The 13,324-nt window shown below is 70.0% G+C and carries 13 protein-coding genes; 9 read left to right on the plus strand and 4 right to left on the minus strand.

Features of this window, described 5'->3' with window-relative positions; genetic code table 11:
• Positions 1-903, minus strand: a complete 903-nt coding sequence (gene galU / locus AC3IYJ_RS15960) for a UTP--glucose-1-phosphate uridylyltransferase GalU (protein WP_489401944.1) — start codon at positions 901-903, stop codon at positions 1-3.
• A 90-nt stretch (positions 904-993) separates the two neighbouring features.
• On the opposite strand from galU, the gene AC3IYJ_RS15965 reads away from it, so the two are divergent.
• Positions 994-1,632 carry a 5-formyltetrahydrofolate cyclo-ligase gene (locus AC3IYJ_RS15965; protein WP_489401945.1) on the plus strand — a complete coding sequence of 213 codons (639 nt, stop codon included), beginning with the start codon at positions 994-996 and terminating at the stop codon, positions 1,630-1,632.
• Between the two features lie 13 nt (positions 1,633-1,645).
• On the opposite strand, the gene AC3IYJ_RS15970 is transcribed toward AC3IYJ_RS15965, so the two are convergent.
• Complete coding sequence (locus tag AC3IYJ_RS15970) at positions 1,646-4,480, minus strand: penicillin acylase family protein (protein WP_489401946.1); 2,835 nt, start codon at positions 4,478-4,480, stop codon at positions 1,646-1,648.
• 227 nt (positions 4,481-4,707) lie between these two features.
• Here AC3IYJ_RS15970 and AC3IYJ_RS15975 point away from each other — a divergent pair, with 227 nt between their 5' ends.
• From AC3IYJ_RS15975 to mscL, 8 genes are all read left to right on the plus strand, one after another.
• Positions 4,708-6,258 (plus strand): potassium/proton antiporter, encoded by a 1,551-nt coding sequence (locus tag AC3IYJ_RS15975; protein WP_489401947.1) that lies wholly within the window; start codon positions 4,708-4,710, stop codon positions 6,256-6,258.
• A 366-nt stretch (positions 6,259-6,624) separates the two neighbouring features.
• On the plus strand, positions 6,625-7,980 hold the full coding sequence (locus AC3IYJ_RS15980; RefSeq protein WP_489401948.1) for an MFS transporter: 1,356 nt from the start codon (positions 6,625-6,627) through the stop codon (positions 7,978-7,980).
• 67 nt (positions 7,981-8,047) lie between these two features.
• Positions 8,048-8,380, plus strand: a complete 333-nt coding sequence (locus AC3IYJ_RS15985; RefSeq protein ID WP_489401949.1) for an FmdB family zinc ribbon protein — start codon at positions 8,048-8,050, stop codon at positions 8,378-8,380.
• Between the two features lie 121 nt (positions 8,381-8,501).
• Complete coding sequence (locus AC3IYJ_RS15990; protein WP_489401950.1) at positions 8,502-9,335, plus strand: S-methyl-5'-thioadenosine phosphorylase; 834 nt, start codon at positions 8,502-8,504, stop codon at positions 9,333-9,335.
• A gap of 129 nt (positions 9,336-9,464) precedes the next feature.
• Positions 9,465-10,022: a carboxymuconolactone decarboxylase family protein gene (locus AC3IYJ_RS15995; RefSeq protein WP_489401951.1), complete on the plus strand. Its 558-nt coding sequence runs from the start codon at positions 9,465-9,467 to the stop codon at positions 10,020-10,022.
• A 40-nt stretch (positions 10,023-10,062) separates the two neighbouring features.
• Positions 10,063-10,299: an orotidine 5'-phosphate decarboxylase / HUMPS family protein gene (locus AC3IYJ_RS16000; protein ID WP_489401952.1), complete on the plus strand. Its 237-nt coding sequence runs from the start codon at positions 10,063-10,065 to the stop codon at positions 10,297-10,299.
• A gap of 125 nt (positions 10,300-10,424) precedes the next feature.
• Complete coding sequence (locus AC3IYJ_RS16005; protein WP_489401953.1) at positions 10,425-10,991, plus strand: hypothetical protein; 567 nt, start codon at positions 10,425-10,427, stop codon at positions 10,989-10,991.
• A gap of 123 nt (positions 10,992-11,114) precedes the next feature.
• Positions 11,115-11,615 carry a large conductance mechanosensitive channel protein MscL gene (gene mscL / locus AC3IYJ_RS16010; RefSeq protein ID WP_489401954.1) on the plus strand — a complete coding sequence of 167 codons (501 nt, stop codon included), beginning with the start codon at positions 11,115-11,117 and terminating at the stop codon, positions 11,613-11,615.
• A 13-nt stretch (positions 11,616-11,628) separates the two neighbouring features.
• Here the strand turns inward: mscL and AC3IYJ_RS16015 are convergent, their stop codons facing one another.
• A complete protein-coding gene (locus tag AC3IYJ_RS16015) occupies positions 11,629-11,859 on the minus strand; it encodes a hypothetical protein (protein WP_489401955.1) in 231 nt (76 codons plus the stop codon).
• A 37-nt stretch (positions 11,860-11,896) separates the two neighbouring features.
• The gene (locus tag AC3IYJ_RS16020; protein ID WP_489401956.1) at positions 11,897-13,324 is read right to left on the minus strand and encodes a NarK family nitrate/nitrite MFS transporter; all 1,428 of its coding nucleotides are present in this window, start codon (positions 13,322-13,324) and stop codon (positions 11,897-11,899) included.

A 13,324-nucleotide genomic window follows, 5' to 3' on the forward strand; every position in this document is an offset into this window, starting at 1 on the left:
CTACATCTCCTCCGTGACGTAATGGTGAAGCCAGGTGCGGAACTCCGGGCCCAGGTCCTCGCGCTCGCAGGCGAGTCGGACGATGGCCCGCAGGTAGTCCCCGCGGTCCCCGGTGTCGTAGCGGCGGCCCCGGAAGACCACGCCGTGCACCGGGCCCCCGACGCTCTCGTCGGCGGCCAGCTTCTGCAGGGCGTCGGTGAGCTGGATCTCTCCGCCGCGGCCCGGCTCGGTCTCCCGCAGTATGCCGAAGATCGCCGGATTGAGGACGTAGCGTCCGATCACGGCGAAGTTGCTGGGCGCGTCCGCCGCGTCCGGCTTCTCCACGAGACCCGTGACGCGGACCACCCCGTCCTCGTCGGTGGGCTCGACGGCGGCGCAGCCGTAGAGGTGCACCTGGGACCGCTCGACCTCCATCAGCGCGATGACGGTGCCGCCGGTGCGCTGCTGGATCTCCACCATCTGACGCAGCAGCGGGTCGCGCGGGTCGATGAGGTCGTCGCCCAGGAGGACGGCGAAGGGCTCGGTGCCCACGTGCGGCTCGGCGCACAGCACGGCGTGGCCGAGGCCGCGCGGGTCGCCCTGGCGGACGTAGTGCATGGTGGCCAGGTCGCTGGATTCCTGGACCTTCTTCAGCCGGTCGTCGTCGCCCTTGGCGATGAGCGCGGACTCCAGCTCGTAGTTCCGGTCGAAGTGGTCTTCCAGAGCACGCTTGTTACGCCCCGTGATCATCAGCACGTCGTCCAGGCCTGCCGAAACGGCTTCCTCGACCACGTACTGGATCGCCGGCTTGTCCACCACCGGGAGCATTTCCTTGGGCGTCGCCTTGGTTGCGGGGAGGAATCGAGTACCGAGTCCCGCGGCCGGAATGACGGCCTTTTTGATCACGGGGGGCAACAGAGTCATGGCCGAACGATAGTCGGTAACGGATTGCCGGAGATGAGATTCAGGTGAACATGATCAGGTATGTACCAACAGAGAGAGGTACAAGCCAGCGTGGTAGAGAACCAGCCGCCCGCACCGTCGCCCGAGCCCCGGCCCGCACCGTCGGCCGCCAAATCGGCCCTGCGCCGGGAACTCCTCGCCGCCCGCCGCGCCTTGTCCCCCGACAGTCTTCGTACGTCGGCACGCGCGCTCTCCCGCTCCGCCCGTGAACTGCCCGAACTGTCCGACGCGCACACGGTGGCGGCGTACGTCTCCATCGGAACCGAACCCGGCACCCGCGAACTGCTCGACGCGCTGCGCACGGCCGGAAAGCGGGTGCTGCTGCCCGTCCTGCTGCCCGGCAACGACCTCGACTGGGCCCTGTACGAGGGCCCCGGGAGCCTGGCCGAGGCCGCGAACCCGGGGAAGATGACCCTCCTGGAGCCCGCCGGTCCGCGCCTGGGGCCCGACGCGGTGACCGGCGCCGACGCCGTGCTGCTCCCCGGACTGGCCGTGGACCGGCGCGGAATGCGCCTCGGGCGGGGCGGAGGCTCGTACGACCGCGTGCTGGAGCGGCTGGAGCGCGCCGGGGCGCATCCCGCGCTGGTGGTGCTCCTCTACGACAACGAGGTGGTCGCGCGGGTCCCGGAGGAACCGCACGACCACCCCGTGCGGGCGGTGGCCACCCCGTCGGGGGTGGTGCGCTTTTGAGCTACGGCATCGGCTACGGCGTCAGCTGCAGCGTCTCGACCGTGGCCTTGTCCACGGCCTCCTTGCCGAAGGGCCAGTCCAGCAGTTCGCCCTTGGCCCACATGGTCGTCTGGTCCGTGTAGTGGGAGTGGTAGGCGTGCCCCGAGGCGCCCGTCAGGTTGATCCAGCGGGACTTGTCGAGGTCGTTGAGGTTCACGACCATCCGCATCGAGGGCACCCAGGTGACCCCGTACCCGCTGGAGGCGTTCCAGCCGGTCGCGTTGACGGTGGCCTCGCCGCCGCCCAGGTTCCACGGGCCCCGGTTGAGGAGCCACTGCATGTAGCCGGGGCCCTCGGAGCCGATCGTCTGGTTCTTCAGCATCAGCTGGTGCAGCCGGCCCCAGCTCCAGGTGGACTGGTCCTTGCCGAGCTTGGCGGTGAGCTCCCAGCGGGCGTCCTTCATGGCCCGCGCAAAGAGCTGGTCGCGGTTGGTGGTGGCCGCCACGTTGCGGCCGACGGCGGGCGCCTGCCACCACTTGGAGTTCTCGTCCTTGACCAGTCGGCGGACCACCTCGAACCAGCGGTCGCCACCGTCCGGCTGCGCCGAGTCGGCGCCGCGCGTACCGCACTCGCGGACCATCTTGGCGAGGTCGTCGGCCGGCCCGGTCGTCTGCTCGGGAACGTTCATGCAGCTGCCCTCGACGCGCAGCTCCTTGGGCATCTTGTCGCCGAAGGCCAGCTTGAGGATGTTGCGCCAGACCGCGTTGAAGTAGGCGGCGGCCGCCGAGTCGTTCTCCTGGGTGTAGTTCCAGCCCTCCAGGAGCTTCTGCGCGGAACGGACGTCCGGGTCCGAGACGTTGATCTTGGCCAGCATCGGGGTCAGCAGCGCGGCGATCTCGCTGCTGTTGTCCATCTGCATGGTGCGCATGTCATCGGTGGAGATCTTGCCGCTGTCCTTGATCTTCGCCTCGATGAGGTCGTTGATCCGCTGGCTGCGGGCGCCGTAGCCCCAGTCGGTGGTCAGCAGGTTCGGGTACTTGCCCGCGCCGGTGCCGGTCTCGACCACGGCCTGGTTCGCGGTCACGATGAATCCGCGGGCCGGGTTGGAGTCGTACGGCATCTCGTCCTGCGGGATGAAGCTCTTCCAGGCGTACTTCGAGTCCCAGCCGGGCGCCGGCATGCGGCCGTCGCCCGCACCGCGGACCGGGACGCGGCCGGGTGCCTGGTAGCCGATGTTGCCGGTGGCGCCCTTGTTGTCGGCGTAGATCAGGTTCTGGGACGGGACCTCGAAGTCGCGGGCCGCGGCGCGGAAGCCCGCGAAGTCCTTGGCCCGGTCGAGCTTGAAGACCGCGTCCATCGACTTGCCGGGGTCCAGCGCGGTCCAGCGCAGGGCGACCCCGTAGCCGTTGCCGCGGTCGGGGGCGGCACTGGCGACGGGGGCCCGGACGCCGACCGAGGCGATCTCGCTGCTGCGGTCGGAGATCAGCGGACCGTTGTTGGTGCTGCGGACCGTGATCTTCTTCTCACCGCCGCCCGCGATCTTGATGACCTCTTCGCGGGTGGTGAAGGGGAGCACCTTGTTGTCGTAGACGTAGCCCTCGGGCCGGACCTGCTCCAGGTAGAGGTCGGTGACGTCGGCGCCGAGGTTCGTCATGCCCCAGGCGATGTCGGCGTTGTGGCCGATGACCACGCCGGGCATGCCGGAGAAGGTGTAGCCGGCCACGTCGTACTGGCAGGAGGCCGAGACCGTGCGGCAGTGCAGACCCATCTGGTACCAGACCGAGGGAAGCTGCGGGGACAGGTGCGGGTCGTTCGCGAGCAGCGGCTTGCCGGTGGTCGTGTACTTGCCCGAGACGACCCAGGAGTTCGATCCGATGCCGCTGCCGGCCGGGCCGAGGATCGCGGGGATCTGGTCGAGGGTGTCGGCCAGCGCGCTCAGGTGGGTGCGCAGACCCACGGTCGCGCCCTGGGCGGAGGCGTTGCCCGTCAGGCCGGTCGGCTCGGCGGTGGCGTCCGCGCCGGTGGCGTCCGCGCCGGACCGGGCGGAGGCCTGTGAGCCGACGGCGCTGCCCTGGCCGCCGGAGCCCGTGGAGCTGCTGGAGCCCGTCCCGGGTGCGTACTTCCCGCCCGTGACCGAGCCGCCCTCGACGATCGGCTTGTTCCGGTCGAAGGGGTACGGCGGGTAGAGGTCGTCGATCTGCGCCGGCGAGAGCTTGCCCGTCATCAGCGCGCGGTCGATCTCGTCCTGCATGTTGCCGCGCAGGTCCCACGCCATCGCCTTGAGCCAGGCCACCGAGTCGACCGGGGTCCACTGCTCGGGCTGGTAGTCGTCGCTCAGCTTGAGGGCGGCGTGCTCGACGGAGAGGTCCTTGCCGGACTTCCCCTTGAGGTACGAGTTGACCCCGTCGGCGTAGGCCTGGAGGTTCTTCTTCGTCTCAGGCGAGAGCTTGGTGTCGTACTCCTGCTGCGCGACCTGGCGCCAGCCGAGCGTGCGCAGGAAGGCGTCGGTCTCGACCTGTCCGGCGCCGAACATCTCGGAGAGCCGGCCCGAGGTCATGTGGCGGCGTACGTCCATCTCCCAGAACCGGTCCTGCGCGTGCACGAAGCCCTGCGCACGGAAGAGGTCCTCGTCGGAGTCGGCGTAGAGCTGCGGGATTCCGTGGGAGTCGCGCTTGACGTCCACGGCCGCGGCAAGGCCGGGGACCTTGAGGGAGCCGGTGGTCTGCGGGAACGAGCCACGCACGCTGTCCAGGGTCCAGTACCCCCCGTAGCCGAAGCCCGCGAGGAGCCCCAGGACCAGGACGAGCACGATCAGACGGGCGCGTCGTCCCTTCTTCTTGGCGGAAGGGGCGGTTTCGTTGGCGGGCATCGCTGTCCTTCGAGGGGCAGGGTGGTCCTGGGAGTGCTGGGAGCAACCATAGGCGCAGGACCGGGTGCGTTGATCCGCCAGGGGTCAAGGTCATGAGGACAGGGCCCCCTCGACGTTTCACAATGTGGTTATCGAGTAAAGGGCGCGTCAAAGATTAGGTAAGGTAACGAAGTACTTGCCGTCCGTGCCCGTGCCGGAACGATCCGTCGATCCATCCGACGCGATCGTTGGTCCGCCATCGCCAGGCACGTCGAGGAAAGGGCCGCCCGCTGACTGTCCACACGCTCAACGAGCTACTGCTGGTCTGCTCGCTCGTGCTGCTCGTCGCCGTCGCGGCGGTACGCATCTCTTCGCGCAGCGGCCTCCCCAGCCTGCTCATCTACCTCGGCATAGGCATAGCGATAGGCCAGGACGGCATAGGCAACGTCGTATTCGACAACGCCGAGCTGACCCAGGTGATCGGCTACGCCGCACTCGTCGTGATCCTCGCCGAGGGTGGTCTGGGCACCAAGTGGAAAGAGATCAAGCCGGCCCTGCCGGCCGCGATCGTGCTGTCGCTGGTCGGCGTCGCCGTCAGCGTGAGCGTGACCGCGGCGGGCGCGCACTACCTGGTCGGACTCGAATGGCGCCAGGCCCTGCTGATCGGCGCGGTCGTCTCCTCGACCGACGCGGCGGCCGTCTTCTCGGTCCTGCGCAAGGTCCCGCTCCCCTCCCGGGTGACGGGCGTCCTGGAGGCCGAGTCCGGCTTCAACGACGCACCCGTGGTCATCCTGGTCGTGGCCTTCGCCACCGTCGGTCCGGTCGACGAGTGGTACGTCCTCATCGGCAAGATCGCCCTGGAGCTGACGATCGGCGCGGCCATCGGCCTGACCGTGGGCTTCCTGGGCTCCTACGGGCTGCGGCACGTGGCCCTGCCCGCCTCCGGTCTCTACCCGATCGCGGTCATGGCGATCGCCATCACGGCCTACGCGGCCGGCGCGATGGCCCACGGCTCCGGCTTCCTCGCCGTGTACCTGGCGGCGATGGTCCTCGGCAACGCCAAGCTGCCGCACTGGCCGGCCACCCGCGGCTTCGCGGACGGGCTCGGCTGGATCGCCCAGATCGGCATGTTCGTCCTGCTCGGCCTGCTGGTCACCCCGCACGAGCTGGCCGGGGACTTCTGGCCGGCGGTCACCATCGGGCTGGTCCTGACCATGGTGGCGCGGCCGCTGGAGGTCTTCGTCTCGCTGCTGCCGTTCCGGCTCCCCTGGCAGGAGCAGGCCCTGATGTCGTGGGCCGGCCTGCGCGGCGCCGTACCCATCATCCTGGCGACCATCCCGATGGTGACCGGGATCGAGGGCAGCGAGCGCGTCTTCAACATCGTCTTCATCCTGGTCGTCGTCTACACCCTGATCCAGGGCCCGACCCTGCCCTGGCTGGCGGGCAAGCTGAAGCTCGGCGACAGCGACGAGACCGCCTCCGACCTGGGGATCGAATCGGCGCCGCTGGAGAAGCTGCGCGGGCACCTGCTGTCCTTCGCGATCCCGCCGGCCTCGCGCATGCACGGCGTGGAGGTGAGCGAGCTGCGGCTGCCGCCGGGGGCCTCGGTCACGCTGGTCGTACGGGACGCGAAGAGCTTCGTACCGGCTCCGTCGACCGTGCTGCGGCGCGGGGACGAGCTGCTGGTGGTGGCCACGGATCCGGTACGGGACGCGGCGGAGGCGCGGCTTCGGGCGGTGGCCCGCGGCGGCAAGCTGGCGGGGTGGCTGGGGACCGGCGGGGACGGCACCAAAAGTTAGAGCAACACTCTAATTCGGCCATCTTCGACGCTCTATGTCTGGATTTACCCCGCTTTAACCATGGCTTGAATGCGAAGTTCCAGTTAATCGCAGGTGAAGACACGCCCTGTAGCCCGAATCACAGGGCGTGGAAGCCGATCTACCTGTACGATAAAGGCACAACACATCGAACCAACTCTGCCTGACGCAGAGCTGGCGCGACCGCAAAGCGGCCGTGGCTCCCTCCCGCAGTGGGTGCCCAGGTATCACTCGGTTCGGCGCAAGAGGACAGCTCTCGGGGCTCCCACATGTACGGGTGCGATCGCTCACAAGGCGGTGCATCGTCCGCAGACGGGGAGTTCTACCAGGCAGCGGAAAGGCCAGGCCGTGACATCCGCGGTCACGACCGACAAGTCCGCCAAGCCCACCCGACCCGGCTACGGGCAGCTCCTGCGCACGCCCGGCGCCCTCGGCTTCGTTCTCCCGGGATTCGCCGCGCGTCTCCCCTTCGGCATGCTGACGATCAGCATCCTGCTGCTCGTCCAGCACACCACCGGCTCCTACGGCAGCGCCGGCATCGTCGCCGCCGTGACCGGCATCTCCATGGCGCTCTTCGCTCCCGTCATGGGCAAGCTCATCGACCGCCACGGCCAGAGCGCCGTACTGGTCCCGGTGGCCCTCGCGCACGCCACCGCAGTCAGCTCCCTGGCGGCGTTCGCGCTGCTGGGTGCGCCCGTCTGGGCGCTCGCACTGGCGGCCGTCCCCGCCGGTGCCTCCGTTCCGCAGGTCGGCCCCATGGTCCGGTCCCGCTGGGCGGCCAAGCTCGAGGGCTCCCCGCTGCTGCCCACGGCCGCCGCGTTCGAGTCCGTCACCGACGAGTTCACCTTCGTCGTCGGCCCGGTGCTCGCCACCGCGCTGTGCACCGGCATCAACCCGGCCGCGGGCCTGGTCACCGAGGCCGCGCTGACCCTGATCGGCGGCCTGCTCTTCGCCGCCCGGCGCGCCACGCAGCCCAAGCCCGTCGCCCGTCCGGCGAACGGCGAGAAGCACGCCTCGGCCCTGTCCTTCCACGGGCTGCGCGTCCTGATCATCGCCTTCATCGGCATCGGCGCCGTCTTCGGCGGCATGCAGGTGTCGCTCGCCGCCTTCTCCGAGGAGATCGGCAACCCCGGCGCCAACGGCCTGCTCTACGGCGTCTTCGCCACGGGCAACATGATCGCGGGCATCGCCTGCGGTGCGATCTCCTGGAAGATCGGCCCGCGCCGCCGCCTGATCCTCGGCTACATCGGCCTCACCGCGGCCGCCTCGGTCCTGTGGGCCGCCCACTCGATGATCCTGCTCGGCGCGCTCGGCCTGGTCGTCGGACTGTGCATCGCCCCCGCGCTGATCACCGGCTACACCATGATCGAGCAGCTGATCCCGGCCACCTCGCGCACCGAGGCCTTCACCTGGCTCACCGGAGCGGTCGCCTTCGGGCAGGCCGGCGCCGTGACCCTGGCCGGGCGCCTGACGGACGCCCACGGGTCCTCGTACGGCTTCCTCGTGCCGCTGGTGGCCACCGCACTCGCGCTGACCATCCTGTTGACGCTGCGTGCGAAGCTGGCTCCGAAGGCCCCGAGCCGGATCGTCAGCTCGTCCAGGCCGGCTGCCGCCCAGGCAGCCGCCCCGGCCGCCTCGAAGGCACCCTCCGCGGGTGTGAACGAGCGTGGTCTGGGTCACCGCGTGCCGGTGACGGTGGACTGATCCGCCGGAATACGTCACCATGGAGCGTCGTTAGCACTCATTGAGTCAGAGTGCCAGGAGGAAATTCGTGCCGACCTACCAGTACCAGTGCACCGAGTGCGGTGAGGGCCTTGAGGCCGTGCAGAAGTTCACCGATGACGCACTGACCGTGTGCCCGAGCTGTGACGGACGCCTGAAGAAGGTGTTCTCCGCGGTCGGCATCGTCTTCAAGGGCTCCGGTTTCTACCGGAACGACAGCCGCGGCGCCTCGTCGAGCAGCACCCCTGCCTCGAAGCCCGCGTCGACGTCGGCCGCCACCCCGGCCGCGTCCTCGTCGACGTCCTCGCCCTCGTCCTCGGCGAGCTCGTCCTCGTCCTCCTCGTCGAGTTCTTCCTCGTCGTCGAGCACCTCGGCCGCCTGACCACGGCTTCACGCGCTTCACCCGAGGCCCCGTCGTCCTTCCGGACCCGGGGCCTTCGGCATGCCCGCCCGGGTCCCCCGGGACGGGACCCGTCCCGCTGTCCCCCTTTAGGGTGGGTCGCATGGCGAATGCAGAGATCGGTGTCATCGGCGGGTCGGGCTTCTACTCCTTCCTGGAGGACGTCTCCGAGATCCAGGTCGAGACCCCCTACGGACCCCCGAGCGACTCCTTGTACCTGGGCGAGCTGGCGGGCCGGACCGTGGCGTTCCTGCCCCGGCACGGGCGCAGCCACACAGTGCCCCCGCACAAGATCAACTACCGGGCCAACCTGTGGGCCCTGCGCTCGGTCGGCGTCCGCCAGGTGCTGGGCCCGTGCGCGGTCGGCGGCCTGCGCCCCGAGTACGGTCCGGGCACGCTGCTCGTCCCCGACCAGCTGGTCGACCGTACGAAGTCCCGTGCGCAGACCTTCTTCGACGGCGAGCCTCTCCCCGGCGGATCCGTCCCCAACGTCGTGCACACCACCTTCGCCGACCCCTACTGCCCGGTCGGCCGGTCCGTGGCCCTGGCGGCCGCGCGCGGCCGCTCCTGGGAGCCGGTGGACGGCGGCACCATGGTCGTCATCGAGGGCCCCCGCTTCTCCACCCGCGCCGAATCGCAGTGGCATGCGGCGGCCGGCTGGTCGGTCGTCGGTATGACCGGCCACCCGGAGGCGGTGCTCGCGCGCGAGATGGGGCTCTGCTACACCTCGATGGCCCTGGTCACGGACCTCGACGCGGGCGCCGAGACGGGCGAGGGGGTCTCCCACACGGAGGTCCTGAAGGTCTTCGGCGAGAACGTCGGCCGGCTGCGCGAGGTCCTCTTCGACGCGGTGGCCGCCCTGCCCCCGACGGAATCCCGCGACTGCCTGTGCACGCACGCGCACGACGGCTGGGACCTGGGCATCGAGCTGCCGTAGGCGGGGCGGGCGGTCGGCTTCGGCAAGTCGGTCGTCGGCTGGTGTCACATTCCGCGGGGCTGTCCGGTCTCAGCTGGTGAAGGGCGACCAACCGCCGAGACCGACCGTCCGATCCAGGAGGCACCAGCCATGGCCCGCATCTCCCTCACCCCGCCCAGCACCCTCTTCAACCGCTTCGGCTCCTGGTACTCGCGCCGCACCTACGGCAAGGTGCTGGAGCCCGGCCAGGCGTACGGGCACAACCCCCGCGTCCTCCTCTCCTACGCCCTCCTCGAACAGCGCGTGGCGAAGTGGAACGCCCTCGACGCCGGGCTGAAGCACCTCGCGGTGATGGCCACGGCCTCCCGGATCAACTGCTCGTGGTGCATGGACTTCGGCTACTGGGAGGGCGGCAAGATCGGGCTGGCTCCCGAGAAGGCCGAGAAGGTCCCGGTGTGGCGCGAGTCCCGGGAGGTGTACACGGATCTCGAGCTGCTGGTCATGGAGTATGCCGAGGCCATGACCGAGACCGAGCCCACCGTCACCGACGAGCTCGCCGCCGAACTCGTCTCCCGCCTCGGCGAGGCCGCCTTCGTCGAGCTGACCGCCATGGTCGCGCTCGAGAATCTGCGCTCGCGCGTCAACAGCGCCTTCGGCCTGACCAGCCAGGGCTTCTCCGAGTCCTGCCAGGTGCCGGCGGGGCGCTGACCCGCACCACGGGCCACACCGCGGGCCGCACCACGGGCCCATGGGCCTCGCCGCGGGCCCGCACAATGGCTGCCGTGGAGGGCGGCCGGGCGGGAAGGCCGACGGCGAGGTCCGTGCCGGGACGCCATGGGGCGCCTTTGCGGCCGGGGCCTCGCACGTCGTGGTGGGGCGGTCGGTGACGCGGGCCCCGGATCCGGTGGCGGCGCTGCGGCGGATCGCGGCGGCGGGTAGGTCCTGCGACCTGTGCGTAACCCCTGTGCACAACTCCTGTGGGTGACGGCGATATCCACAAGCTGGGGACCGTGCACAGGGCGGAGCGGGATCCGGCGGGGCGGTGGATCGTGAGGGGTGTCCGGGCGCCGGGTCCGGGCATCGGATCTCACTGCGTCTGGTGGTGGCGTCATGACCGCGAAGTCCCGTACCCCGTCCCCCGATCCCTCCCGCACCCCGTCCCCGAGCCCTTCCCGCCCCCTTTCCGCTATGTGTCCCCCCGCGCGCTCCGTACCGCCCTTCCCTCCGCTCCGGGTGGGTCGGGGCGGAGACCGGTTGCGCAGGGCCGTGCGGCGTCGGCGGCGTGGCGCCGCGGCCGGGCTGGCCGTCGCCGCGGCCGCGCTGGCGGTGGGCGGAACCGATGCCCAGGCCTCGCGGGGCTCCGCGCCGCCCGAGGTGCGGGCCTCCCGGCAGGCGGCGCCCCGGGCGCCGGTGCGGATGGTGTCGGCGCCGGTGCGGATCGCCGACGCGGCGACGGTGCGACTGCTGCGGCCCGGCGACCACGTGGACGTGGTCGCGGCGGAGCGCGGCGGACCGCCCCGAGTGGTGGCCGCAGGGGCCCGAGTGGCCGAAGTGCCCGCCCCCGAGAAGGGCGTTGGGGACGACGGGGCCCTGGTGGTCCTGTCCGTGCCCCGGGAGACCGCGCGGGACCTGGTGGGGGCGGGCACTGTATCCCGACTGGCGGTGACTCTGTGTTGAATCGCACAAATGCACTGTCAAGTCACCTAAAGGTGGGCGTCGATTGGACATGCCTGGCCCGGACTGCCGTAGCTTTCGGAACCGTTGGCTCCATGTTCGGCACACTCGAAGAAAGGCTCAGCGGTGAGCGAGAAGAAGAAGGAGAGCGTCCTGGCAGGCTTCAAGGCCTTCCTGATGCGCGGCAACGTGGTCGACCTGGCGGTCGCCGTGGTCATCGGTGCCGCGTTCACGAACATCGTGAACTCCGTGGTGAAGGGGATCATCAGCCCGCTGGTGGGCGCCATCGGGACGAAGAACCTGGATGTCTACTCCTCGTGCCTGAAGGGCCCTTGCGGCGTCGACCCGAAGGGGGACCCCATCGGCGTCAACATCATGTGGGGCTCGGTGCTGAACGCGACGCTCAGCTTCCTGATCACCGCCGCGGTCGTCTACTTCCTTATGGTGCTGCCGATGGCGAAGTACCTCGCCAAGGTGGAGCAGCGCCGCCGGGCGAAGGAAGGCATCCAGGAGACCATGGAGATCACCGAGCTGGTGGTCCTCAAGGAGATCCGGGACGAGCTGGTCGCCCAGCGCGGCGCGGGCGGTGGCACCAACGTCCCCGGCGGCTACGGGCCGCGGGTCTAGCGGGCCGGACGGATCAGACGTGGTGCGGCGGCTTCTCGTCGAGGAAGCGGGCCAGGTCGGCCGCGCTCCCGCCGGCGGGGGGCCGCTCGCCCCAGCCGCGGTCGGTGTCGTCCGAGGACTGCTGGTCCAGCGGGTCGTCGAAGACCAGCCGCGGCTTCGGCTTGGTGGGCTTCGGGCCCTGCGGGGCCGGTGCATCCTGCGCGGCCGGGGAATCCTGCGGGTCGGTGGCGGGGGCGTCACTCATGCCTCCAGGGTACGGCCGCCCCCGCCACCGGTCCCGATCAGCTCGGGGCCTCGGCGCCCTTGCGGGCGTAGAACCACCAGCACACCACCAGGCAGGTGACGTAGAAGCCGATGAAGATCCACAGGGCGTTGGTGACGGCCATGGCCGCGAACATCGCGGGGATGAAGAAGAAGCCGTAGGCGGCGATGGCCGAGGAGAAGCCTGTGACGGCGCCCGCCTCCATCTCCGACTGCTTCAGCGCCGCGGCCTGTACCTCGGGGCCCTGGCCCTCGGCCGCCTTCATGTGGTGGTCCCGGAAGATGACCGGGATCTGCCGGAAGGTCGAGCCGTTGCCCAGGCCGGAGAAGGCGAAGGCCACCAGGAAGCCGACGTAGAAGGCCCAGAAGTTGCCCTCCTGGCCGCCGGCCGGCAGCGCGAAGATCACCACGACCAGGGCCGCCGCCATACCGACGAAGGACAGGATCGTGACCCTGGCCCCGCCGATCTTGTCCGAGAGCCAGCCGCCGCCCCAGCGCGTGAGCGCCCCGATGAACGGGCCGATCCAGGCGTAGGTGGTGGCCTGGTAGCCCTGCGCCTCGAAGTTGTTCTTGATCAGCAGGGGCAGACCGGCGGCGAAGCCGATGAAGGACCCGAAGGTGCCCACGTAGAGCCAGGTCATCAGCCAGTTGTGCTTGCGCTTGAAGATGATCTTCTGCTGGCTGAAGGGGGCCGCCGCCACCTTGAGGTCGTTCATCAGAAACCAGGCGGCCAGCGCCATGATGACCAGCAGCGGCACCCAGAGGAAGGCGCCGTTCTGCAGCCAGATGTCGGTGTTCTTCTTCCCGTCGTGCTGCGGGCCGCCCGCGGGGGCGCCCAGGACGGCGGCGGTGATCACCAGCGGGGCGACCAGCTGGACCACGCTCACGCCGAGGTTGCCGAGGCCGCCGTTGAGGCCGTTGGCGCTGCCCTTCTCCCGCTTGGGGAAGAAGAAGCCGATGTTGGCCATCGAGGAGGCGAAGTTCGCGCCGCCGATTCCGCAGACGGCCGCGATCAGCGCCAGCTCCCAGTACGGGGTGCTGCTCTTCTGGAGCGCGAAGCCCAGCCACAGCATCGGCACGACCAGGATGATCGTGCTGAACGCGGTGAACTTCCGTTCGCCGAAGATCGGCCCGATGAAGGTGTACAGGATCCGGAAGGTGCCGCCCGTGATGCCGGGGATGGCGGTCAGCCAGAACAGCTGCGACTTCGAGAAGTCGAAGCCGACGTCGTTCAGCTTGACCACGGTCACGGACCAGACCTGCCAGACCACGAATCCCAGCATCAGCGCGGGGATCGAGACCCAGAGGTTGCGCTGGGCGACCCGGTGGCCCGTGGACTGCCAGAAGCTCTCGTCCTCGGGCCGCCAGTCGGCGATGGTGGCCCCGGGTTTGTAGGTCTCCGCCCGGTGGCTGCGCGGAGGCGACGGGGTCGGCGTGGGTATCGACAT

Source organism: Streptomyces sp. GL_140 (assembly GCF_057834465.1).